The sequence below is a fragment of the Erythrobacter sp. SCSIO 43205 genome (assembly GCF_019904235.1).
Lineage (GTDB): Bacteria > Pseudomonadota > Alphaproteobacteria > Sphingomonadales > Sphingomonadaceae > Erythrobacter.
The window spans coordinates 2535604-2558623 of record NZ_CP063202.1; the positions used below are offsets into that span (position 1 = coordinate 2535604).

Below are 23020 nucleotides of genomic sequence, written 5' to 3' on the forward strand. Positions count from 1 at the left end.
CGCTATCTCTCTAACCAACGAAAAAGGAACGCTTCTTCCACCGGAGTGTCCTTTGAAAAGAACAGGAAATGACAGATGACCAAACCGATCATTGAACTGCGCCCTTTTGAGAGCCTTGGCAGTGCAAACCACGGCTGGCTTGATGCGCATCACCACTTTTCTTTTGCTGGCTATCACGATCCATCGCGTGTGAACTGGGGTTCGCTTCGGGTCTGGAACGATGACACCATCGCTCCCGGCACCGGCTTTCCCACCCACCCCCATTCGGACATGGAAATCATCACCTATGTTCGCAAAGGCGCGATCACGCATACTGACAGCATGGGCAATGAAGGCCGCACTGAGGCTGGCGATGTTCAGGTGATGAGCGCTGGCACCGGTGTTCAGCACTCTGAATACAACCGCGAGGACGAAGAGACGACGCTGTTCCAGATCTGGATCATTCCAGACCGGCGCGGTGGCACCCCGAATTGGGGCGCGCGGGCTTTCCCGAAAGGTGATCGCGCCGGTGAATTCGTTCCGCTCGCCAGCGGAATGGCCAATGATAACGATGCGCTTCCCATCCGCACCAATGCGCGGGTGCTGGGCGCGACAATTTCCGCTGGCGATAGCGTGACTTACGACGTCGCCGACGCCTCGCGCCACCTCTATCTCGTGCCTGCCCATGGCAAGGTTCGCGTCGAAAGTGTCGAGGCCAAAGCGCGCGATGGCGTTGCTATTACCGGCGCTGAAACCGTCACGGTGACTGCGCTGGAAGACAGCGAAGTCGTCCTCGTCGACGCTGCATAACTTCTCCCCCGGGGCCGGCTCCCCTCCCCCCGTTCCCTCAAGCCGGCCCCACCCCTCTCATCTTCATCGAATTTCAGGAGCCCCCTCATGTCCAACATCCTGCACATCACAGCCAGCATCCGCGGCGATGACAGTGTCTCGACTGCGCTTGGCAATGCGCTGGTTGCGAAGCTTTCGGAAAGTGCGGCCACCACAGTTACCCGGCGTGACCTCGCCGCCAATGATGTGCCCTATCAAACATGGGACCGGTTTAACGCAGGCCTCACCGATCCAAACGACCGCGACGCAGAGCAGCAAGAGCTTGCCGTAATCGCTGACGATTTAATCGCAGAGCTTCTCGCCGCAGATACGATCGTGTTCAGCTCGCCAATCTACAATTTCAGCGTGCCCGCTACGGTGAAGGCATGGGCTGATCTGGTCGCGCGCGCTTCAACCACGTTCAAATATGCCGAGAATGGGCCCAAGGGTCTGCTCACTGGCAAGAAGGCGTATATCACAATCGCATCAGGCGGAACGCCGGTTGGTTCGGACATGGATTTCATGTCGAGCTGGCTCGAATTCTTCCTGAACTTCCTTGGGATCACCGTTGTCGAAGTGATCGCAGCCGATGGCATTATGGGCGAGGACGCCGATGCCAAGATCGAAGCCGCCCACGACCAAATTGCGAAAATCGCCGCATAATCAGCCGCTTTCCCTCTATCCTAAAGGAAATATCCCATGAACACATTCACAGACGCAATGCAGCCAAGCGCTGTAACCACTAGCTCCAACACCAATTCCCAAGACACCCTTGCCCTTGTTGGTCGCGTGCTACTCGCTGCTCTTTTCCTGATTGCCGGGATCAACAAAATTGGCGGTGTTGAGGGTACAAGCGGCTATATCGCAAGCGTTGGCCTGCCCTTTCCAGAACTGCTGTATTGGGCGACCCTTGCGCTTGAGATTATCGCTCCGATCATGTTGATCGTTGGCTACAAGGCTCGCTACGCCGCTATTGCGCTGGGCGTGTTCAGCATTGCCGCAGCGGTGTTCTTCCACGCTGATTTTGCCGATCAGCAGCAGATGACCAGTTTCCTTAAGAACTTTGCTGTCGCAGGTGGTTTGTTCTTTGTCGCCGCCTTTGGTCCGGGACGCTTCTCATTGGATCGCGGTTAAGCTGCGGCCAGCTCTAATCTGACACAAGGCACCGGGAGGCTTTCGAGCTTTCCGGTGTTTTCGTTTAGCCCGGTCTTATTGCGGGAGCGTGTCTTCGGGCAGGCTCTCGCGCAACTCATCCAACCAAACGTCCGCCACTGCATCGCTTGGCGCGCGCCAGTCGCCGCGTGGGGAAAGCGCGCCAGCGGACGAAACCTTTGGTCCATTGGGAATGGCGCTGCGCTTGAATTGAGAAAAGCCAAAGAAACGCTTCAGGAACACCTCAAGCCATTTGGCGATTTCAGCAAGGTCATATTCACCTTTGCGATGTTCGGGAAAGCCAGTGGGCCATTCGCCCGCCGACGCATCACGCCATGCGTGCCACGCGAGGAAGGCGATTTTGCCCGGACGCTGGCCAAAGCGGATGCAATGATGGATGAAGAAATCGTGGAGCTGATAGGGGCCAACGCTTGCCTCGGTATCCTGTATCGCCCCATCTTCGCCCGGCGGAATAAGCTCTGGTGAGATGACCGTGTCATAGACGCTGAGCAGGATTTTCCCGCAAGCCTCATCAAACTGCCCGGTTTGAGCGGTCCAGCGGATAAGATAGCGGATAAGCGTCTTCGGCACGCCTGCATTGACGCCGTAATGGCTCATATGGTCGCCAACGCCATAAGTGCACCAGCCAAGCGCAAGTTCAGACAGATCGCCTGTCCCAACGACAAAGCCTGAATGCTGGCCCGCCAAACGGAAGAGGTAATCGGTACGAAGGCCCGCCTGTACATTCTCGAAGGTCAAATCATACTGCGGCTCACCGCTCGCGAAGGGATGGCCCATATCTTCGAGCATTTTCGTGGCCGCAGGCTTGATGTCGATTTCTTCAGCCGTAATGCCGAAAGCTTCCATCAGCTTCCACGCGTTCGATTTGGTCCCATCTGACGTGCCAAAGCCGGGCATGGTATATCCGCGCACCGTGCTTCGCGGGAGGCCGAGACGGTCGCACGCCTTGCACGCGACGATCAGAGCGTGGGTGCTATCGAGCCCGCCGGAAATGCCGATTACAAGGCTTTTCGCGCGCGTCGCCTGTATCCGACGCATCAACGCATCCACCTGAATGTTGAACGCTTCGTAGCAGTCCTCGTCCAATGTCTTGGGATCGTTGGGCACGAATGGGAAACGGCGCGTGGGTCGCTCAAGCCCGATGTCGCCTTGGGTATAGGCGTGCTCGAACACCACTCTGCGAAATGTGTCTTCGGGTCGCCCTTCTGCCTCGGCAGCGTCGGAGAACGTCTGATTGCGCATCCGTTCGCCTGCGATACGGTCGGTATCCACGTCAACCACGCAAAGCTCTGGATCAAGGTCGAAGCGCGTGCTCTCAGCCATCAATTCGCCGAGTTCGTAGATCACCCCTTGACCGTCCCACGCAAGGTCGGTCGTGCTTTCGCCATGCCCGCTTGCCGAATAAACATAGGCGCAAATCGAGCGGGCCGAACTGGAGCGGCAATGAAGGTGGCGATCGTCCGCGCGGCCAATCGTGATGGGCGAGGCGGAAAGGTTACAAAGGATCAAAGCGCCCGCGAGCGCGGCCAATGTGCCTGGCGGATTGGGTGCCCAAAAATCTTCACAGATTTCAACCCCAAAGGTGAAACCGGGCAGGTTTGAAGCGGAGAAGATAAGGTCGGTGCCAAAAGGCACTTCCTCACCGTTCACACCGATCCAAAGATCCTGACAATTGCGACCGTGGGCAAAATGGCGCTTTTCATAAAATTCGCGGTAGTTCGGAAGGTAGCTTTTGGGGACTGCGCCCAAAACCTCTCCGCCTGCGATTACAATGGCGCAATTATAAAGCTTGTTATTGCGGCGAAGCGGCGCGCCCACAATGAGGACAGGCGACAATTCCTTACTCGCCTCGGCAATCGTGGCAATCGCGGTTTCGCTTGCATCAAGCAATGCGTTTTGCAGGAGCAAATCGTCAATCGCGTAGGACGATATGCAAAGCTCAGGATAAACGACAAGATCGACATTCTGAGACGCCGCCTTTGTCGCTTCGGCCAAAATCCCCTCGACATTATATGCCACATCGCCAGTGCGGTGGGATGGTGTCGCGGTCGCCACACGGACCATTCCGTGTGCGTGCATATCATAAAACGGATGCGTCTTTTCAGCCATATACGCCTCCTAGCCGCATAAACCCTCGGCTCCAAGCGGTTACACTAGAATGGCTTTCAGCACTGACAGGGAAAGCTCTAGCTCTTGAGCTTGCAACGCCGCAGCAAAAGAGCCACCTCCTTGGCACGCAGAAGGAGCACGAATTATGGCTGACCCAACCTACACCCCGCCCGCCGTCTGGAACGCTGACACCGTCAGCGGCGGCCGTTTTGCAAGCATCAACCGTCCGACCGCTGGCGCGCGCGAAGAGAAGGATTTGCCGCGCGGTGACAATCCGTTTCAGCTTTATTCGCTGGCAACGCCCAACGGTGTGAAGGCAACAATCATGCTTGAAGAGTTGATTGAAAAGGGACACGCGGGCGCTGAATACGACGCCTACACCGTCAACATCGGCGAAGGCGTACAGTTCACCAGCGGCTTTGTCGAAGTGAACCCCAACTCCAAAATCCCGGCCCTCTTGGACGCAAGCGGCGAGACAGAATTCCGCGTCTTTGAAAGTGGTGCAATCCTTGTCCATCTTGCTGAGAAATTTGGAGAGTTCCTCCCCACCGATCCTGCCGCGCGCGCAGAAGTTTTGTCATGGGTATTCTGGCAAGTGGGCACCGGACCCTTCATCGGAGGCGGCTTCGGGCACTTCTACGCCTATGCGCCGGAGAAATACGAATATCCGATCAACCGCTATGCCATGGAAACGAAGCGGATTTTCGACGTCGCCAACAACCAGCTCGCCAAAACGCAATATCTTGCAGGCGATGACTACACGATTGCCGACATTGCGAATTTCCCATGGCTCGCCCCGTTCTTTGCCGGAACCATCTACAACGATGCCAAGACGTTCCTCTCGATTGAAGAGGATTACCCCCACGTGGGCCGCTGGGCGCGCGAAATTGCCAAGCGTCCCGGCGTGCAGCGCGGCCGCCTTGTAAACAAGGTGTGGGGCGATGAAGATCAGCAACTCGCCGAACGCCATTCGCCCGCTGACTTTGAGGGCAAGAACCTCGATTTCACGTTCTGACAGCCGGGCAAGCCGATCAAACGAATGGGCTGGAAGTTTTCAGGCTTCCGGCCCATTGTCGTTTGAAGAACAGGGAATTGGTATTTGGATCAGCAGGCGAAACCAGACGAACGCATAAGCCTTGGCGAGAAACTCGGTTACGGCGTGGGCGATCTCGCTTCTGGCCTGATGCTCAATTTCTTCGGCTTTTATCTCCTCTATTTCTTCGTCGATTTGGGCGGCCTTGCCCCTGCCGCTATCGGCCTCATGTTTCTTATCACCAAGCTTATCGACGCTGTGACTGACCCCGTCATGGGCATGGTCGCCGACCGCACCCGCACGCGCTGGGGACGCTATCGGCCCTATATCCTGTTCGGATCATTGCCTTTGGGGCTGAGCATGATCCTTATCTTCAGCGCGCCTCAGGACATGGGCGGGACTGCGCTGCTCATCTGGGCCTATGCGACATACTCCTTGTGTATGCTCGCCTTCACGATCACCAATGTGCCTTACGGCGGATTGTTGGGAGTGATTTCGCCTTCCTCTTACCAGCGTTCGCGCGTCACTGCCTTTCGGATGTTCTTTTCAGCGAGCGGCGGCATTCTCGTGGGCGCGCTGGGCACGACACTGGTGCGCGAGCTTGGCGGCGGGGATGAGCGGCTTGGCCTGCTGCTCACCATTTCCTGCATTGCAGCCGTCTCTGTCGCGTGCCTGCTTACCACTTTTGCCACCACCAAAGAACGCATTCCCCCTACAGCGCAAAACGGATCGGTTGCAGGTGATTTGAAAGTGCTCTTGCGCACCGGCCCGTGGATCGCCGTCGTGATCGCCGCCGTTCTTGGGGTGACATCCATCGCTGCGCGCGCGTCGAGCGCTCCATTCTTCTTCAAATATGTCGCAGGCGATGAGGGAGCGCCCGTCTTCCTTTTCTTTGATCGCGCAGCATTATTCCTGACTGCGCTCGCGATTGGTCAGGTGTCAGGCGTGATCCTTGGCAATTTTCTCATGCGCCGAATCGAAAAGTCGCATCTGCTGATAACCGCAGGCGCGTCGATGGCGGGCTTTATCATGGTTTTCTACGCCCTTCCCCTTGATGCGGTCTGGCCGCAGACATTGGTGCAACTGGCCATTGGCATTGGCTTTGGCCTTTTGATGGTGCTGTCCTATTCGATGTTCACCGATATCGCTGAATATATCGACTGGAAGACGAAGCGGCAGATGACCGCTCTGGTTATTGCAGCTTCCGTCTTCGGGGTGAAAGCAGGCGTCGGCCTTGGCTCGTTTATTCCCGGCCTCGCGCTCGACCTCACTGGCTTTGTCGCCGAAGGCGAGCAGAGCGAATCTGCGCTTATGGGCATCCAGATTGCCTTTGCGTTCATCCCGGCAGCTATCCTTGTTCCAGCGGCCGGCGCGCTGGTCTTTTATGGGATAAACCGTAAGGTTTTGGCCAAGGCAGAGAGCGAACTTTCACGCCGCCGCGCGGCGATCACATAATTTATTCATTTGGGCTCTTCACATCCGCTGAAATGCCGCTATATCGCCCCCTCCTGCTGGGGTGTAGCCAAGTGGTAAGGCATCGGTTTTTGGTACCGACATTCGCAGGTTCGATCCCTGCCACCCCAGCCACTATTCCTTACAACTCGCTTGCTATCACCGCCTCTGCGAGCGCGCGGCCTGACAGATATGCGCCTTCGACGCGCGGTGAGTGGAGATAATCTCCTGCGATTCCCAAGTTGAGCGCGGTATCAAAGCGCGCGGCCTCGCCTTTGACGGATGCAGGCATGGCATAAAGCCAGCGGTGGGCGACAAGATGCACCGGTTCTGTGGGAGCCAAGCCAGTTTGCGCGAAGAAGTCAGCAAGCAGCACTTCAGCAGCCTCTTCCTTGGGCATATCGATAATCTCTCTTGAACGCTCTGGCGATGCGTGAAGCACCCAGGTTTCGCGGCCCGCACGCTCTGGCTTTGCCGAATTGCGCGCCGCCCATGAGATTTTTGCCTCTGGCTCGCGAAGGCCATCCGCCTCAATACCCAGCCGCTCTTCAAACGCGGCCATTACCGCCCAACATGGGGCCGATTCGACACTTGCGGCAACCTTTGCGAGATCGGGTGCAACTTCTGTCAGCAGCTCTGCAGCCTGCTCTGCCGGAACCGCTACGAGGACAGTATTTGCAGTGAAACCCTCCTCCCCTGCATCCACGTGCCAAAGATTGCCCTCACGCTTCAATGACAAGGCCCGCACGCCCCAGCGCACATCGCGCTCAAGGCCCATGGCGCGAATGGGGCCATTCATACCGGGAACCCCGACCCATGCGTCGTCACCAGCCGCTGGCCATGGGGCAACAACGCCCGCTTTGTGCCAATTGGCCACTGTTTCGCGGAAAGAGCTGTCGCGCGCGGTGAAATATTGCGCGCCATGGTCGAAGGACACTGTTTCCCCGCCGATTTGCGCGCGCCTGGCTGCCATGCGCCCACCGGGCCCGCGCCCTTTATCCAGAAGGCGCACCGCACGCCCTGCCTTGGCGAGCGCTCCAGCACAAGAAAGCCCAGCCATACCGGCACCGATGATGAGAATGTCGCTGTGTGATGTGTCCATGCGTGGTCAATGCGCAAACGGCGCTTAGGTTTCAATCGGAAGGCGATCCTTCGTCACTCCTACGCTCGATTTCGCGCACGATTGCGACCGCGCGCTTGATCTGACCCTCGCCATCTCGAAGATTACACGCGCGCAGCATGAAAGGACGCTTGCCGCCCTCTGGCTCTGACAGGTGGAAAGTCGCCTCATAAGGCTCGATCAGATCGCTGTTCTGGCGCGCAACGCGGGCGAGATCGACGCCTGAAGATTTCAGCGCGTCAGCGTCATTTACGAGCGCCTTGAGTTCTTCGGAGAACTGCTGCGCGCCGCTGGTAAAGTCATAATGCCACACCCCTTGGCGCGGCGATCCTGTGTCAGCGCGCACAGTGCTCAAAAAATCATGGATTGCCTGCGTTCGCGCGTAGCTTTCGCGCCGGGCAGCACGATCTTTGCGCCGCCTTGCTGAAACGCGGACAACCGTCAGCGCTGCGATAATGCCAAAGGCAATCGAGCCCAGCAAAAGGCTTTGAGAATCGAGCATGGTGCGCAGCATATCTGCGCCTGTTTCGACCTGAATCTGTGACGGTGCGGTCGGGGGCATCACGCCCACGCTATAGCAGACAGGGACCGCGCAAGGCCCCCCGTGGAAACTGCTTAAGCTGCGTCGGCAGTGCGCTGCTCACTGACCTCAGCGTTCAGCATTTCAGCCAATGCGAAAGCCAGTTCCAGCGATTGCTCAGCGTTAAGGCGCGGGTCGCAATGCGTGTGATAACGATCACCCAGCGCGTCATCAGTGATGGCAACTGCACCGCCAACACATTCAGTCACGTCCTGGCCGGTCATCTCGATATGGATACCGCCCGGATGCGTGCCCTCTGCGCGGTGCACATCGAAGAAGCCTTTGACCTCGGTGAGGATGCGATCGAAGGGCCGCGTTTTATAGCCGCTCTCCGATTTGATGACATTGCCGTGCATCGGATCGCAGGACCAGACCACCGGATGCCCCTCGGCCTTCACGGCGCGCACGAGCTTGGGCAGACCGTCATGCACCTTGTCATGGCCATAACGCGAGATGAGCGTTATCCGCCCCGCTTCGCGCTTCGGGTTCAATTCATCGAGAAGCTTGAGCAGCGCGTCAGGCTCAAGGCTTGGCCCGCACTTCATCCCCAGCGGGTTTTGAATGCCGCGCGCAAATTCGATGTGAGCGCTCCCCGGGAAGCGGGTGCGGTCACCAATCCAAAGCATATGTGCAGATGTCGCGTACCAGTCGCCCGTGAGTGAATCCTTGCGGGTCATAGCCTGCTCATAAGGGAGCAACAGCCCCTCGTGGCTGGTATAGAAATCGGTGCCCTGCAATTGCGGAACGGTGTTGGGATCAACGCCGCACGCTTCCATGAAATCGAGCGCTTCGCCAATACGGTCCGCCGTTTCTGCAAACTTTTCGGTCCAAGGGGTGCGGCCCATGAAATCGAGCGTCCATTGGTGCACTTGGCGAAGGTTGGCATAGCCGCCACCCGCAAAGGCGCGCAGCAGATTAAGCGTCGCGGCAGCTTGCGAATAGGCACGAACCATACGCGCTGGGTCATTGCGGCGCTGTGCAGCGTCAAATTCGATCCCGTTGATGTTGTCGCCAAGGTAGCTTGGCAGTGTCACATCACCTTGCGTCTCCGTCGGCGACGAACGCGGTTTTGCAAATTGGCCAGCCATCCGGCCCACTTTCACCACCGGACGCTTCGATCCGAAAGTCATCACAACCGCCATTTGCAACAGCACACGGAAGGTGTCGCGGATGTTATTTGGATGGAACTCGGCAAAGCTTTCCGCACAGTCGCCGCCTTGCAACAAAAACGCATTGCCATTGGCAACATCGGCAAGATCGGCCTTCAACGCGCGCGCTTCGCCAGCAAAAACCAGCGGCGGATATGCAGCAAGCGTCGCCTCTGCATCAGCCAGTTCGGCTGCATCCTCATAGTGAGGCAGGTGCTTTGCTTCGAAGTTCTTCCAGCTGTCTGGTTGCCATTTTTGGGCCACGTCAAATTCGTCCATTATTTAATAATCCGGGCGCGCGCCTAATCGCGCAAGCTCCTTATGTAAAGCATAGCCCTGTTTTGGGGCAATTAAATTTCAAGCGCAGTCTGTTCGATGCACTCGATCAGGCAAGGTCAGCGGCCCGTCACTTCCGCCGGCTCTGGCGCTGCAACGCGAGCATCAAAAACCCCTGCAACCTCAGGTATTTCCCCAAGCTCCGCTCCTTCCGGGAGCACCGCCAGCATGAACGGCTCAACGCCTGAGAAATACCTCTGCGCGAGGAATTTCATGATCTCAGGCGTTGTGTTGGAATAATCCGACAACAGCGAGCGAAGCAGCTCAATGCGTTGAGGATCATCACTCGCCCCTTCCAGATTATAAAGCCAGAACTGGTTACCGGTCGAGGCGCGCCGCACGCGCTGGCCAAGGGGGCCTGTCACGCGGGCGATCTCATCCGCGCTTGGCGGATTGGCGGCCAAATCAGCGCCGATTTTCTGCGCTTCGGCAAAGAAAATGGGCACGAATTCAGGCTTTAGCTGAGCCACCGCGACGATCTTGCCGCCTGCGCTCACATCGCTTGGCCAATCGGAATAGGCTTGTGGCGCATAGCTTGCCCCTGCCTTTTCACGCATCGCGTCAAGCAGGCGGTTGCTGAAAATCTGTACGAGGATTTCGAGCTGGCGCGATTCGCGGATGCGCGCCATGCCAGCGCCGCTTGGCCATGCGACAGCCGCGGCGGCTTGGTCGGCATCGCCTCTATGGGTGACAACCTGCGGCGCGTTTACGCCTTCCGGGAATGACGGGACGCGCGCAGCTATTTCAGGCGCAATCGGAGCGCGCTGCGGCAAAGCGCCAAAGGTGGTGCGCAGCTTCTCGATAATTTCGTCCTGATCAAATTCGCCGAACACGAGCACCTCAATCGGCCCTTGCCCAAGCAGCGGCTCCCATACTTCGCGGAAACGCTCAGGCGTCACTTCGGCGAGAGTTTCAGGCGTGGGGATTGCAAAGCGCGGATCTTTAGCGGTGGTGAGATACTCCAGATCACGGCTCAGCACCGAGGCAGGCCCGGTTGAATAGGTGTTATAGGCGAGCTCTGCGGCGGCTTTGGCACGGATTACAGGGTCTTCGTCCCAGCGCGGGTCGCCAAGCTTTGCGGCGAACAGGTACAACTGATCAGCCACATCGCTCGAACGGGTTTGCGCGGTGAAAGTGAACACAGCATCTTCAATATCGAAGTTGAAACCCAGCTTGCGGCCTGTAGCGAGCAGGTCGAGCTCGTTCTGGCCAAGCTCACCCAGCCCGGACCCGACGAGCGCGCCTTGCCCAAGATTGGCGTAAACGGCGCTGTCTTTGTCAAATGCTCGGTAGCCAGCACCAAAGCGCACTTTTACCGTCACACGGCCCGGCTCTGCATCATTTGCCCAAAGGATCGCATTGACGCCATTGGCAAAGGACACTTTTTGAATGTCGAGAATGCCAAGCGGCCCCTGGCTTTTGATCGTTCCCGGTTTGCCAATCGCGGGCAGCTCGTCGAACGAGATGGAGCTCGCCGCAAGACGCGCCGTGTCGTCCACTTTGACCTCGCTTGCCAGCGCCATTTGCAGCTTCGCCTTGTCCGCTTCGCCCACCGAAGGGGTGACATAGACAGAGCGCACGACATCGCCTTCGAACAAAGCTTTGGTGCGCGCGTGGACCTCTTGCGGGTTCATGCGCTCGCGCATCCCGCGAAACACGTCGAGCACGACTTGCGGACTGGCGACTGTCTCACGAATGTCCACCGCATTGACGATATTGTCGGCAAGGTCACGGCCCGATTGGACAGAAGCTTGCTCAAGCGAGTTGACGAAAGCGACATCGAATTCCGCCGCCTCGCGGTCAATCTCTTCCTGAGTGGGCGGATTTGCAATCGCATCCGCAATGACGCCGCGCACATCGGCAAGCGCCGCTTCCCAGTCTTCTCCCAGAGGGGCAAAGGCAACAAAGGTCGCATCGGTCGAGCGCGAGACATCGTCCTGATTGACCTGCGCATAGAGATAGGAGCCCCCGCCCCTTGCGCGCGTTTCCAGACGGCGGTTGATGATCGATTGAGCCAGCGCATCAAGCAGCAGGCCTTCATTGTATACAATCGTATCCTCAACCTGACGCCAAGGCCGCATGATCGCATAGGTGAGGTTGCGCGGAAGGTCAGGTTCAACCGCAACCGCCAATTCGCCAATGGGGAGCCCGCTGCCGTCAAGCTGCGGTGCCCCTTCGGGGGCGACAGGATCGCCAAAATCAGGGGCAACGCCCGCCTCGCCCGTCCCTTCCCAATCGCCGAACCATTTTTCGACAAGGCCAGCAAGCACCATCGGGTCTGCATCGCCCACAACAACGATCACAGTCTTTTCGGGACGATACCAGCGGTCATAAAACGCCTGCACAGAGCTGCCTGTGGCCGCTGTCAGTGTCTCTTCTGTCCCGATAGGGTTCCTTTCTGACAGGCGTTGTCCGGCAAAGAACGTGTGCCTTGTAAGGTCACTCACCCGAAGAGCCGCGCCGCCGCGCTCCCGCTTTTCCGCAAGGACGATCGGAAGCTCGCTCGCGACATTCTCATCGCTCAAAACCGGACCCATGACCATGCCGGAAAGAAGCTTGAAGCTCTCATTCAGCTTTTCCGGACCGATGTCGGGAATATCGAGTTTGTAGGCGGTGTGCGTCGGGCTTGTCTCTGCATTGGCATCCGCACCAAAAGTCGCGCCCAAACGCTGCCATGCGGCAATCGCTTCGGCTTTTCCCAAGTGCGTGCTTTCGCGGAAAAGAAGGTGTTCGAGAAGGTGGGCATAACCTTGCTCGCTGTCGCGCTCATGCAGGGAACCAGCGTCAATGCGCACCCGGATAGACACCTGATTGGGCGGCACCCCATTGCGACGCACGGCATAGCGAACGCCATTGTCCATCTTGCCAAACACCCAGTCGCGGTCGACCGGGACGTTGCTGCCTTCATAGAGCCAGGGTGTCTCATCCTCGCCCTGAACCGCCTTTGGTTCGGGCACGTCGTAGCCTGCAAGCGGGCTCGACAGCAAAACATCCTGTAACGCGTCCTGCGCGCTCACGGGCGCGGACAGGGCGAAGGGAGCGGCGATCAGGGAAAGGGCAGCACTGGCCCGAAGAAAAAAGTTCATAAGCGTCATTATAAGGACGCAAGCGATGAAGGACCAGTGAATGCGCAGATAGATAAGAAAGATTTGGCTCACTTGCCGCGCGCAGGAACGCACCCTATTTCCTGATCCATGTTTATCGAAACCGAACGCACCCCCAACCCATCCAGCCTCAAATTCCTGCCCGGACGCACTGTGATGCCCGCTGGCACGAGGGAATTTGCCTCTCATGAAGCGGCCGAAGCCAGCCCCTTGGCAGAGGCGATTTTTAACACAGGCGAGGTCGTCAATGTCTTTTACGGCTATGACTTTGTGACCGTAACCGCCGCACCGGGCGCCGATTGGAGCGCTTTGAAACCTGAGGTGGTGACGATCCTGCTCGATCACTTTGTCTCAGAAGCGCCCCTGTTCAAAGGCGGCAGCGCGGATGGCATTGCGGTTCCTGCCGAAGAAGATCTTACCCCCATGGTCGAAGACCGCGAGGAAGATGCCGAGATCATCGCCTCGATCCATGAGCTCCTCGAAACGCGCGTTCGCCCTGCTGTTGCCAGCGATGGCGGCGATATTGCCTATCGCGGATTTTCCGAAGGGGTGGTCTATCTCACCTTGCAAGGCGCGTGTGCCGGATGCCCGTCGAGCACCATGACCTTGAAACAAGGCATTGAAAGCCTTCTCACCCATTACATCCCCGAAGTAACAGAAGTGCGAGCAGCCTGATGACCCAGCAATTTCACGATCAAGTCCTGAGCAGCGAGGCTCTTGCCCAACTTTTCAACGAAGCGCGCACTTACAATGACTGGCTCGACAAGCCGGTTGCTGACGAACAATTGCACGCGATCTGGGACTTGATGAAGATGGCTCCGACGTCTGCGAATATGCAGCCGGTTCGCATTGTGTGGGTGAAATCAGAAGAGCAGAAAAAACGCCTGGCCGGGCTTGCTTCGGAAGGAAACGCCGACAAAATCGTGGCCGCACCTGTCACCGCCATTATCGGCTATGACATCGACTTTCACGAGGAACTGCCATGGCTCTTCCCGCACACCGATGCCAAAAGCTGGTTTGAAGGCGATGAAGAGGGCCGCAAGGAAGGCGCGTTTCGCAATTCCTCGCTGCAAGGGGCCTACCTCATCCTTGCCGCGCGCGCCCTTGGGCTTGATTGCGGGCCGATGTCCGGCTTTGACGCGGACAAGGTGAATGAAGCCTTCTTTGCCGATAATCCACGCCACCGGGTGAACTTCATTTGCTCGATTGGCTATGGCGATCCAGACAGCGTCTTTGACCGCTCTCCGCGCCCCGAATTTGGCAAATTCAATCAAATTGTGTGAGCAGCGAATCTCAGAGTGACTTGCGAGCCCGCCCCGCCTTTGGCAGGGCATTGGCATGGATGTATCCAAGCGCACTCTTGTAATCGACACCGCCAGCGAGGCGTGTTCGATCGCTTTGTTTGATGGAAACAAAGAACTGGCCAGCGACCACCGTGTCATGGGGCGCGGTCATGCAGAGCGGCTTATCCCGATGATTGAGGCGCTGCCCGATAAAGGGCGAGCAGACCGAATTCTCGTCTCGCTTGGCCCGGGCAGTTTTACCGGCGTTCGCATCGGAATTGCGGCTGCCCGCGCGCTTGGTGTTGCATGGGGGGCTGAGGTGCTGGGCTATCCCACGCTTGCCCTTGTCGCCGCTCGCGCATGGCAGCCCACCCCTCGCCCGGTGACCGTATGCATGAATGGCGGACACGGCGAATGGTTCGTCCAGAACTTCACCCACGACAGTCCCGAAGGTCCGGCTCGCTCATTAACGCCCGAGGCCGCCATGGCCGCTGGCGCGCACGACGTCATTGTCGGCAACCGCGCGCAAGAGTTTGCAGCGATGTTCGATGATAATCGGTTGGCACTCGACCTGCTTCCCGATGCCAGCGCAGCCCATCTGCTGCATGAAAGTCGGTTCACCAGCGATTGTGCGCCAATTTATGGCCGCGCGCCTGATGCAAAACCTCAGGCGAGTAAAGTGCCCTCATGAGCAAACCCATGAACACTGCGCCAAGCCCTCCGCTCGCCCCTCATATCGCGCGCATCATGCAGGTTATGGAGGCTGCCTTTGATCCAACCTATGGCGAAGCGTGGAATGTGAGGCAGATTACAGATGCGCTTGCAATGCCCTCCACACGCGCGCTGGTGGTCGATTGCGATGGCCAGACCATCGCTGACGACTCGGCACAAAGCGGCGCAGCAACACCTGCCGGCTTTGTTTTGACCCGAAAAGCTGCCGATGAGGAGGAATTGCTCCTGATTGCCGTCAGCCCTGATTTCCGCCGCCGGGGAATTGGCGAAGCGCTCATCCAGCAATTGTTCAAACGCGCCAAAAGCGAAGGTATTGCTCGCATCTTCCTCGAAATGCGCCGGGGCAATCCGGCCATCCATCTCTATGAGAAAGTTGGATTTAAACCGATTGGCGAGCGGCCGGAATATTATCGGACCACGACAGGCGAAAGGATCGATGCCATTACTTTCGGCTGTTCAATCTAATCCGCAATTGTATCCAGTTTTTGGACAGACTGCGAATAAATTGCGCCGCAAGTGACCAGCATACTTGCCAAGTTTCCCCCGGTGAGCCATGCGAGAGTTCATCGGAAAAATCCGAACAAAAAACGAGGAACTCATGCAAGATTTGGACATAGAGATGAAAGAGACGTTGATAACGCTAACCAGCGACATTGTTGCAGCTCACCTCAGCAACAACAGCGTTGACGTCGATGCGGTGCCCGGACTGATCACAAATGTATACGGTGCCCTTGCTGGCTTGGGTGAAGAAACCGAAACGGTCGAGGAGCGGCCAGAGCCGGCGGTGTCCGTGCGCGCTTCGGTGAAGCCTGACTACATCGTATGCCTCGAAGACGGCAAAAAGCTCAAAATGCTCAAGCGTTATCTTCGCACCAATTACAACATGACGCCTGAGGAATATCGTCAGCGTTGGAACCTGCCATCAGATTATCCGATGGTCGCTCCCAACTATGCCGAAAAGCGCCGCGATCTCGCCAAGAAGATCGGCCTTGGCCGCAAGCCTGGCTCATCTCGTGGGGGCCGCAAAGCCGCCTGAGCGTATCTGCAAAAACGCAACCCAAGACATCACCCGCCTTGCGAGGCGGAGTGATGCCTTTGCGTCTTGGCCTGATGACAAAATCTTCAACAGGCCAAAAACTTGAGCATTTGACCAAGCGTCGGTAAAGGAGGGGAGATCCCCCCGGCTGGTATGACCAGTGCCTTTATAAGGATGCCTTGGCGTGAGCCAGAAAATCGATCTCGAACAATTGTGCGCCGAAAAGGGCCTTCGCATCACCGAACAACGCCGTGTGATTGCAAAAGTGCTCTCCGATAGCGAAGACCACCCCGATGTGGAACTCGTGCACAAGCGCGCCTCAGCGATTGATGACAAGATTTCGATTGCCACGGTCTATCGCACGGTCCGCCTGTTTGAAGAGGCGGGCATTCTCGACCGCCACGATTTTGGCGACGGGCGTTCGCGCTATGAGCCAGTGCCAGAGGCGCACCATGATCACCTGATTGATGTGGAAACCGGCAAGGTGGTCGAATTTGTCGATCCCGAAATCGAAGCGCTGCAAAAACAGATCGCTGAACGGCTTGGCTACCGCCTCGTCGATCACCGCATGGAATTGTACGGCGTGCGACTGTCACGCGAAGATTGAGCGGACTGCACGTTCAATGGGACATGATCAGCCCTCAGGCAGCGCATCGGCACAAGGCGGCGAACCTGTAACGAGCGCGGTGATGCGCGGTGACGATGCAGCCTGGGCGCTGCGTGTCGCGGCAGCGCGCGGTGAGACGACCCCCATATCCTTTGCCGGGTGGGTGCGGATCATCGCCCGGACCGTGCTGCTCGCATCGCTGATTATTGTGATGGTGCCGCTGCATTATGTTGTCCGCATTTTTGTCTATGGCTCGCCCTTTCCCATGTGGTTCCTGCGTTTTGCAGCGCGCATTTCGGGCGCCAAGGTCAAGATCCACGGTACGCATCTCAAACGCGATGTGTTCTATATCGCCAACCATATTTCGTGGCTCGACATCCTTGCCCTTGCTGGTGCTTGCGGCACGGCTTTCGTTGCCAAGGCAGAGTTGGAGCAAGCGCCCGTTGTCGGCTGGCTTGCAAAGATGAACCGCACGGTTTTCGTCAAGCGCGAAGAGCGTTTGAGCGTGGCCAAACAAATCAACGCGCTGAAAGAGGCGCTTGCTGACAATTGGTCAGTCACTGTCTTTCCCGAAGGGACCACCACTGACGGGCAATCTCTGCTCCCGTTCAAGACCAGTATGCTCTCGGTTCTTGAGCCTCCGCCCCCCGGCGTCATGGTTCAGCCCGTGCTGATTGACTATGGCAAGGTGGCCGAATGGATCGGCTGGATCGGAGAAGAAGGCGGGTTGAACAACGCCAAACGTGTGCTTGCGCGCAAGGGCACCTTTCCTGTTCATATCCACTTTCTGGAACCCTTCAGCCCGGCTGAGTTTCGCGGGCGCAAGGCGATTGGCAATGAAGGGCGCAAGCGGATCGAGGAAGCTCTGCTTGAGGCGCTGGGAAAGCCGCTGCGTAACTTTGCCCATGATGTGCCGCCGATCCGCTATGAAGCGGATGAGAAGGCTAAAGAGCATTCTATTACAAGACTTTAGAGTCCCGCTCTTACCAGCCAATCGTGGAACAGGCGCACGGGCCGCGACTCAAGCGCGGTTGGTTTGCACACGAACCAATAACTATAGGGGCTGTGCACCTCTGGACCAGGCAGATTGGTCAACCGACTGTCGCCAGCTCTGCGCAAGTGATCATCGTGCATGATCGCAATACCGAGCCCTTGCGCGGCGGCTTCAAGCATCAAAGCGCCTGAATCATAGTGATCAATTGCCGCTGGCTCCAGATCTTCAAGATCATTCGCTTTCTTCCACGCGACAAAACTTTCAGGAAGCTCATTGTGGATGAGGAAGGTCTGCTTGGCGAGCACCTCTTCATTCATCTGTTCCCCGATCACTCCGGCAGCAGACCGTGAGCAGATCGCATGGACAAGGTTGTGGTCAAGCCGCACCGCGTGCAGCCCGCTCGCAGGACCAGGCGACAGGATGATCGCTGCATCCAGCGTATCACCCACCCGGTCTTCAAGGTGCGGTGCTGTGTCGATGTCGATGTGAAGCAGCGGGTGGCGTTTGCGCAATTCGCCAAGGCGCGGGAAGAGCCGCTGCGAGCCGAACATCGGCAGAACGCCGAGGCGCAGGCGAAGCAGCGCGATATTGTCCGACTGGCTTTCCACCGCGCGGGCAAGCGCTTCCATATGCGGGTTCACCGCTTCGAAAAATGCCTGCCCCTCATCTGTCAGTTGCATCGACTGGCGCGCGCGGGTGAACAGCTTTTTGCCCACGAACTCTTCAAGATTGGTGATCCGGCGCGACAAGGCAGACGGGCTTAAACCAATCTCTTCAGCAGCTGCGCGAGCAGAGCCTAGGCGCACAGTGCGCATGAACGCTTCGAGAGCGCGAAGAGGGGGCAGACGACGTGACGGCATTTGAATCAGCTCCTTTGCAAAGAGCTACGGCGGGGGCCACAAAAGGATGCAAAAAAGGGAAGGGAAATTGCAAAAATCACGTATCGGGTGACATTATTGCAATTCCTCGTCGGCTTGATCGGTCGCTGGGGCGTGCAACCGCAGGCGTTTCACATGGGTTTCATCGCCTGCCAGAATTTCAATGCGCCAGCCGCTCGAATGTTCCAGCATGGTCCCGACCGAAGGCACCGCTTCGGCGAGAACGAAGGCAAGCCCGCCCAAAGTGTCGACAGCCTCTTCGACTTCGGCAAGACGCGGGTCGACCGTTTTTGCCACATCCTCAAGCTCTGCGCGAGCATCACAATCCCACATCCCCTCACCGATGGGTGCGATCCATTCCTCTGGCATTTCGTCGTGTTCGTCTTCGATCTCGCCGACGATTTCCTCTACCAGATCCTCAATCGTGATAAGGCCATCGGTCCCTGAAAACTCATCGAGAACCACTGCCAGATGGACCCGGCGTGCGCGCATATCGGCCAGCACATCGAGGGCGCCGCGCGTTTGGGGCACGTAAAGCGGCTGACGCATCAACACGGTCCAGTCGCGCGGGGGCGCTTTCCCGTTGGCGAGATAGGCGAAGACATCCTTGATGTGGATCATGCCGATCACATCGTCCAAAGTGTGGCGATAGACCGGCATCCGCGAATGGCCATGCTCGGCAAAAGCGGCGACCAATTCGTCCCATGCAATGCTGGCATCGACGGCGATGATCTCGCCGCGCGGCACTGCCACATCGTCGGCATCGTGATCGGAAAAGTGTAAGAGATTGCGCAGCATTTGCCGCTCAACCGGGGACAAATCGCCGCTGGTGCTGCTGCTATCCTCGCCTGCTTCGCCCTGGCTGTCGCCATTTTCACCCTCGTGGGCGTCGATCTGCTCTTCAAGCTGCGCGCGAAGCGAGCGTGTATCGGACCCAAGCCCGACCAGTCTTTTCACCTGGGGCCAAAGCCCCCCGCTACTCTCCGCATCTCCTGCGGCAGCATTATTATTGTCGGCCATGAAGCCTACGAGGTGTCCTCCGTGCACTGGTCGCACCGTCTTGGCGGCGCGATTTATCGATCACCATATGGGTCCGCTATACCAAGTTTGGCAAGAGCTTGTCGCTCCAAAGCTTCCATCGCTTCGGCTTCTTCATCAGAGTGGACATGATCGTGCCCCGCAAGATGAAGCAGGCCATGGATGATGAGGTGGCTTGCATGATGGTCAAGCGGAACCCCTTTTTCCGTCGCCTCGCGCGCGCAGGTTTCAAAGGCGAGTGCGATGTCACCCAGCATTTCGGGCGGGCCGTCGGTGGCAAGGTCCAGCAGAGCGTCACGCTCCAACATAGGGAAGCTCAAGACATTGGTTGGCTTGTCGCGGTCCCGCCATTCGCGATTAAGCGCGTGGACTTCATCATCCGAGGTGAAAATAACGCTGACAAGCAAGCGTTCATTGGAAAGCTCAGGCGCGACATCGCTCGCAGCCTCACCCGCACGGTTCGCCAGCCCTTCCCAATCACCAGACGGCCAGCCTTCAATATCAATCTCAAGTTCCACGCGCGTGCTCGTCAATACAAAGGGTTATCCCCCGTTTGAGACACTTGAGACACTGTTCAAAGGCAGAAAAACCTCCGCCGCCCGACATCATGGCAAAATGCAGAGAAAAAAGGCGGTGTGGCTGTCTCATCGAGCACGCGCCTTAGAGGAAGTGGACGCGGTTAGGAAAGCGCCAAGTTGGATTCCCACCCGCGCTTTTCCTTACAGTAGCTTGCCACCTTCGCGCTTCAACAACTCCGCCTTGATCTCAGGGCCATAAGCATAGCCGCCCACCCCGCCGCTAGCTGGCACCACTCTGTGACAGGGGATGAGAACGGCGATATTGTTGGCTCCATTGGCGCTGCCGACCGCGCGGCTTGCCTTGGGATTACCAAGCATGGCGGCTTGCTCGCCATAGCTTCTTGTTTCGCCCCCAGGAATTTGGCGCAGCGCCTCCCAACATTTCTGCTGAAACGCGGTGCCATGCACGTCGAGGGGAATGTGCGAATTGTCGTGGGCGGGCTCTTCAACAGCTGCGACAACTTGGTCGAACAAGGCTTTGAAATCGCTGCCCGCTTCGGCAATTTCGGCCTTGGGAAAACGCGCGCGAAGTTCCGCTTCGCCCTCATTAAAGGCAAGGCAGCACACACCCTTTTCAGTCGCCGCAACCAGCATCGCGCCAAGCGAGGTGTCGATCACGCTCCAGTAAACCCGCTTGCCTTCCCCGCCATTGGCCCAGTCGCTCGCTGTCATACCCAATCGCCCTTTTGTATCGGCGTAAAAACGTGAAGGCGTCGAATAGCCCGCCTTGTAAAGCGCATCGGTGACATTCACCCCTTCCCCCAAGGCTTCACGCACTTTTTCTTCGCGCAAGGCCCGCGCGAAAGCCGCCGGGGAAAGGCCCACGGTGCGTTTGAAAAGCCTTTGGAAATGGGTGGGGGAATAGCCTGTTAGATCGGAAAGCTCATCCAGCGTTAGAGCCCCCTTCCCTTGCGCGATGCGCGCCCGGATCGCAGCAATCGCAGCGATTACGCAGGCTTCCTCCGCGCTTTGCGTATTGGGTGAACATCGCTTGCAGGGGCGCAATCCAGCCGCCTCAGCATCGGCGGCGTTGGCGTAGAAAATCACATTTTTGCGCAGTGGTTTGCGCGCAGGGCACGAAGGGCGACAATAAATGCCGGTTGAGTGAACGCCGGTGATAAACGCCCCGTCAAAGCGGCGGTCCTTCTCCAAAACCGCCTGCCAGCGATCCTCGTCAGTCAAGTTGGTTGAATTCGTCATGCGCGCATGGTGCCTCTTGCGCGACTTAAACGCATCCCGAAGCTTGCGGTCAATGTTGGGTCAGGACTAAAGAGCGCGGACAATGAGCAGAATTTTTCGTAATCTTTGGGGCCTTGTAGCGCTTTTGACGCTATCCACAGCCGCGCAGGCTGACCCTTCCGACATTGACGCAGCGGCGCGCGGTGTGGTGCGCGTTGTGCTGATCGATCAGGGGGGTGAGGAGGCAGCGCCTATCACTCACGGCAGCGGCTTTGCCGTAGCTCCCAACATGATCGTCACCAACGCCCACGTCATCCGCGAGGCGCTGGTCGACGACACGCTCAAAATCGGCATTGTCCCAAGCGAAGGGGATGCGGGCACTTTTGCGCGGCCCGTCGCCGTATCGCCGCGCAACGATCTGGCGCTGTTGCAGATTAACGATGGCAGCTTGAACCTGCCGCCCCTGACCCTCTCTGGCGGGGGAAGAGCCAATCTGGGCGAGGTGTCAGCCGTCGGCTATCCGATGAATGTGGACCTGGCCCAAGGGCTGGAGATCAGCGACATTTTCCGCGCGCAGCCTCCGGTAAAATCGCGCGGCTTCCTGTCCGGCGAGCGCCCTTCCCGCCAATTTGACACCATCCTTCACACAGCGCCCATTGCGCGTGGCAATTCGGGCGGCCCGCTGCTTGATGGATGCGGGCGCGTGCTCGGTGTGAACAGCTTTGGCGCGGATTCAGGGGGCTCTGATGCGGAGTTCTACTTCGCGGTATCTCTGCGCGAGCTCTTGCCTTTCTTGCGCGAAAACGGGATTGAACCGTCGGTCAATGCGCTCCCCTGCACCTCGATTGATGATCTGAACGCAGCAGAGCGCGCCCGGTTCGAGCAACAACGCGCCGAAGCCGAAGCGCGGATGGAAGCGCGCAAGGAACAATTGCGGGAAAAGCGTGCTGCTGCGCAAATGCAGGCGCAGATCGAAATCCTCGATGAACGTGACAATGCGATGGCGCTTGCGATGGTGCTTTTGCTGGTGGCGATTGGCGCAGGCTATGCGGCGGGACAATTGCGCGCTGGCATTGCGGACAAGCCTCAGAATCAGCAGCGCGCCCTGATCGCCGCTGCGATTGCGGCTGCATCTTTGATCGGGGCGGTGTTCGTGTGGATCACGCGCCCAAGTTATGCCGATATTGAAGAGCGCGTGGCGATTTTGATGGGTGAGACTGAGGGCGCGGATGCAAGTGTTCCGGGCGCACAGGCCGCCGCCGATGGTACATTGATCTGCACCCTTGTCCCCGAACGCAGCCGGATTACGGGCGCGCGCACCGATGACGTCGAATTCGATTGGCAAGCGGGCGGCTGCGTCAATGAGCGCACGCAATATGGCATGGTGGGCGGTGAATGGACCCGCGTGTTTGTACCCTCGTCCGAGGCGGCTGTCTCGGTCAGCACCTATGACCCGGAAACCCGCACCTATCGCACGGATCGCTATTTGCTGAGCCGCTCTGAAATGGAAGCAGCAAGAGCCGCACGCCGCGAATACACGCCGCCTGCCTGCGGTGTCACCGATGCAGCCCGCGTTCTGGGTGAACAGCAATCCGCGCTGATTGCCATGCTGCCGGACCGCCCTAATGAGCGCTTGGTTTACTCGTGCGAGACGAAGAAAGCAGGCGGCATTGGCGGCGCGCTGGGCGCAGCGTTTGATGAAGAGTTTGGGGTGGGTGAGTAAGCCCTAGCCGTCATTACGAACCAAACGGACCGCCAAGGCGGTCCGCAAGGCCAAGCGGCCGTCGCGGCCTATGCCGCGACCAATTGGAGCGAGCGGCGCAAGCCGCTTGC

General features: G+C 58.1%; 22 protein-coding genes and 1 tRNA gene. 14 read left to right on the forward strand and 9 right to left on the reverse strand.

What is annotated here, in order from left to right:
• Nucleotides 1–87: 87 nt before the first annotated feature.
• The 3 genes from INR77_RS12045 to INR77_RS12055 all read left to right on the forward strand — a co-directional run bounded on the left by INR77_RS12045 (nt 88) and on the right by INR77_RS12055 (nt 1941).
• On the forward strand, nt 88–789 hold the full coding sequence (locus tag INR77_RS12045) for a pirin family protein (RefSeq protein ID WP_223073549.1): 702 nt from the start codon (nt 88–90) through the stop codon (nt 787–789).
• A gap of 87 nt (nt 790–876) precedes the next feature.
• The gene (locus INR77_RS12050) at nt 877–1470 is read left to right on the forward strand and encodes an FMN-dependent NADH-azoreductase (protein ID WP_223071282.1); all 594 of its coding nucleotides are present in this window, start codon (nt 877–879) and stop codon (nt 1468–1470) included.
• A gap of 36 nt (nt 1471–1506) precedes the next feature.
• Entirely contained in the window at nt 1507–1941 is a 435-nt protein-coding gene (locus INR77_RS12055) for a DoxX family protein (RefSeq protein WP_223071283.1), read from the forward strand.
• A gap of 75 nt (nt 1942–2016) precedes the next feature.
• Here INR77_RS12055 and INR77_RS12060 read toward each other — a convergent pair whose 3' ends face one another.
• Entirely contained in the window at nt 2017–4089 is a 2073-nt protein-coding gene (locus INR77_RS12060; protein ID WP_223071284.1) for an NAD(+) synthase, read from the reverse strand.
• A 145-nt stretch (nt 4090–4234) separates the two neighbouring features.
• Here INR77_RS12060 and yghU point away from each other — a divergent pair, with 145 nt between their 5' ends.
• The 3 genes from yghU to INR77_RS12075 all read left to right on the forward strand — a co-directional run bounded on the left by yghU (nt 4235) and on the right by INR77_RS12075 (nt 6709).
• A complete protein-coding gene (yghU, locus tag INR77_RS12065; protein WP_223071285.1) occupies nt 4235–5104 on the forward strand; it encodes a glutathione-dependent disulfide-bond oxidoreductase in 870 nt (289 codons plus the stop codon).
• 84 nt (nt 5105–5188) lie between these two features.
• Nucleotides 5189–6577 (forward strand): MFS transporter, encoded by a 1389-nt coding sequence (locus INR77_RS12070; protein ID WP_223071286.1) that lies wholly within the window; start codon nt 5189–5191, stop codon nt 6575–6577.
• A gap of 57 nt (nt 6578–6634) precedes the next feature.
• Nucleotides 6635–6709 (forward strand) — tRNA-Gln (locus tag INR77_RS12075).
• A 7-nt stretch (nt 6710–6716) separates the two neighbouring features.
• On the opposite strand, the gene INR77_RS12080 is transcribed toward INR77_RS12075, so the two are convergent.
• The 4 genes from INR77_RS12080 to INR77_RS12095 all read right to left on the reverse strand — a co-directional run bounded on the left by INR77_RS12080 (nt 6717) and on the right by INR77_RS12095 (nt 12844).
• On the reverse strand, nt 6717–7676 hold the full coding sequence (locus tag INR77_RS12080; RefSeq protein WP_223071287.1) for an NAD(P)/FAD-dependent oxidoreductase: 960 nt from the start codon (nt 7674–7676) through the stop codon (nt 6717–6719).
• A gap of 31 nt (nt 7677–7707) precedes the next feature.
• Nucleotides 7708–8256 carry a hypothetical protein gene (locus tag INR77_RS12085; protein WP_223071288.1) on the reverse strand — a complete coding sequence of 183 codons (549 nt, stop codon included), beginning with the start codon at nt 8254–8256 and terminating at the stop codon, nt 7708–7710.
• Between the two features lie 53 nt (nt 8257–8309).
• On the reverse strand, nt 8310–9701 hold the full coding sequence (locus tag INR77_RS12090; RefSeq protein WP_370632218.1) for a class II 3-deoxy-7-phosphoheptulonate synthase: 1392 nt from the start codon (nt 9699–9701) through the stop codon (nt 8310–8312).
• 116 nt (nt 9702–9817) lie between these two features.
• The gene (locus INR77_RS12095; protein WP_223071289.1) at nt 9818–12844 is read right to left on the reverse strand and encodes a pitrilysin family protein; all 3027 of its coding nucleotides are present in this window, start codon (nt 12842–12844) and stop codon (nt 9818–9820) included.
• Between the two features lie 108 nt (nt 12845–12952).
• Between INR77_RS12095 and INR77_RS12100 the strand changes: the two genes are divergently transcribed.
• From INR77_RS12100 to INR77_RS12130, 7 genes are all read left to right on the forward strand, one after another.
• Nucleotides 12953–13537 (forward strand): NifU family protein, encoded by a 585-nt coding sequence (locus INR77_RS12100; RefSeq protein ID WP_223071290.1) that lies wholly within the window; start codon nt 12953–12955, stop codon nt 13535–13537.
• On the forward strand, nt 13537–14145 hold the full coding sequence (locus tag INR77_RS12105) for a malonic semialdehyde reductase (protein ID WP_223071291.1): 609 nt from the start codon (nt 13537–13539) through the stop codon (nt 14143–14145). Before INR77_RS12100 ends, INR77_RS12105 begins: the two co-directional genes overlap by 1 nt.
• Nucleotides 14146–14200: 55 nt before the next feature.
• Nucleotides 14201–14836 (forward strand): tRNA (adenosine(37)-N6)-threonylcarbamoyltransferase complex dimerization subunit type 1 TsaB, encoded by a 636-nt coding sequence (tsaB, locus tag INR77_RS12110; protein WP_223071292.1) that lies wholly within the window; start codon nt 14201–14203, stop codon nt 14834–14836.
• The gene (locus INR77_RS12115) at nt 14833–15342 is read left to right on the forward strand and encodes a GNAT family N-acetyltransferase (RefSeq protein ID WP_255573770.1); all 510 of its coding nucleotides are present in this window, start codon (nt 14833–14835) and stop codon (nt 15340–15342) included. Before tsaB ends, INR77_RS12115 begins: the two co-directional genes overlap by 4 nt.
• Nucleotides 15343–15475: 133 nt before the next feature.
• Complete coding sequence (locus INR77_RS12120) at nt 15476–15913, forward strand: MucR family transcriptional regulator (protein ID WP_223071293.1); 438 nt, start codon at nt 15476–15478, stop codon at nt 15911–15913.
• A 184-nt stretch (nt 15914–16097) separates the two neighbouring features.
• The gene (locus tag INR77_RS12125; RefSeq protein WP_223071294.1) at nt 16098–16520 is read left to right on the forward strand and encodes a Fur family transcriptional regulator; all 423 of its coding nucleotides are present in this window, start codon (nt 16098–16100) and stop codon (nt 16518–16520) included.
• Nucleotides 16521–16602: 82 nt separating this feature from the next.
• On the forward strand, nt 16603–17493 hold the full coding sequence (locus INR77_RS12130) for a 1-acyl-sn-glycerol-3-phosphate acyltransferase (RefSeq protein ID WP_223073552.1): 891 nt from the start codon (nt 16603–16605) through the stop codon (nt 17491–17493).
• Here INR77_RS12130 and INR77_RS12135 read toward each other — a convergent pair.
• The 4 genes from INR77_RS12135 to ada form a co-directional block, all read right to left on the reverse strand.
• Entirely contained in the window at nt 17490–18374 is an 885-nt protein-coding gene (locus tag INR77_RS12135) for a LysR family transcriptional regulator (RefSeq protein WP_223071295.1), read from the reverse strand. The two genes, INR77_RS12130 and INR77_RS12135, sit on opposite strands and share 4 nt — an antisense overlap.
• A gap of 93 nt (nt 18375–18467) precedes the next feature.
• Complete coding sequence (locus INR77_RS12140) at nt 18468–19412, reverse strand: hemolysin family protein (protein ID WP_223071296.1); 945 nt, start codon at nt 19410–19412, stop codon at nt 18468–18470.
• A 53-nt stretch (nt 19413–19465) separates the two neighbouring features.
• On the reverse strand, nt 19466–19948 hold the full coding sequence (gene ybeY, locus INR77_RS12145; RefSeq protein ID WP_223071297.1) for an rRNA maturation RNase YbeY: 483 nt from the start codon (nt 19946–19948) through the stop codon (nt 19466–19468).
• Nucleotides 19949–20149: 201 nt separating this feature from the next.
• Nucleotides 20150–21208: a bifunctional DNA-binding transcriptional regulator/O6-methylguanine-DNA methyltransferase Ada gene (gene ada, locus INR77_RS12150; protein WP_223071298.1), complete on the reverse strand. Its 1059-nt coding sequence runs from the start codon at nt 21206–21208 to the stop codon at nt 20150–20152.
• Between the two features lie 82 nt (nt 21209–21290).
• Between ada and INR77_RS12155 the strand changes: the two genes are divergently transcribed.
• A complete protein-coding gene (locus INR77_RS12155) occupies nt 21291–22910 on the forward strand; it encodes a S1C family serine protease (RefSeq protein WP_223071299.1) in 1620 nt (539 codons plus the stop codon).
• The last annotated feature ends 110 nt before the right edge of the window (nt 22911–23020 follow it).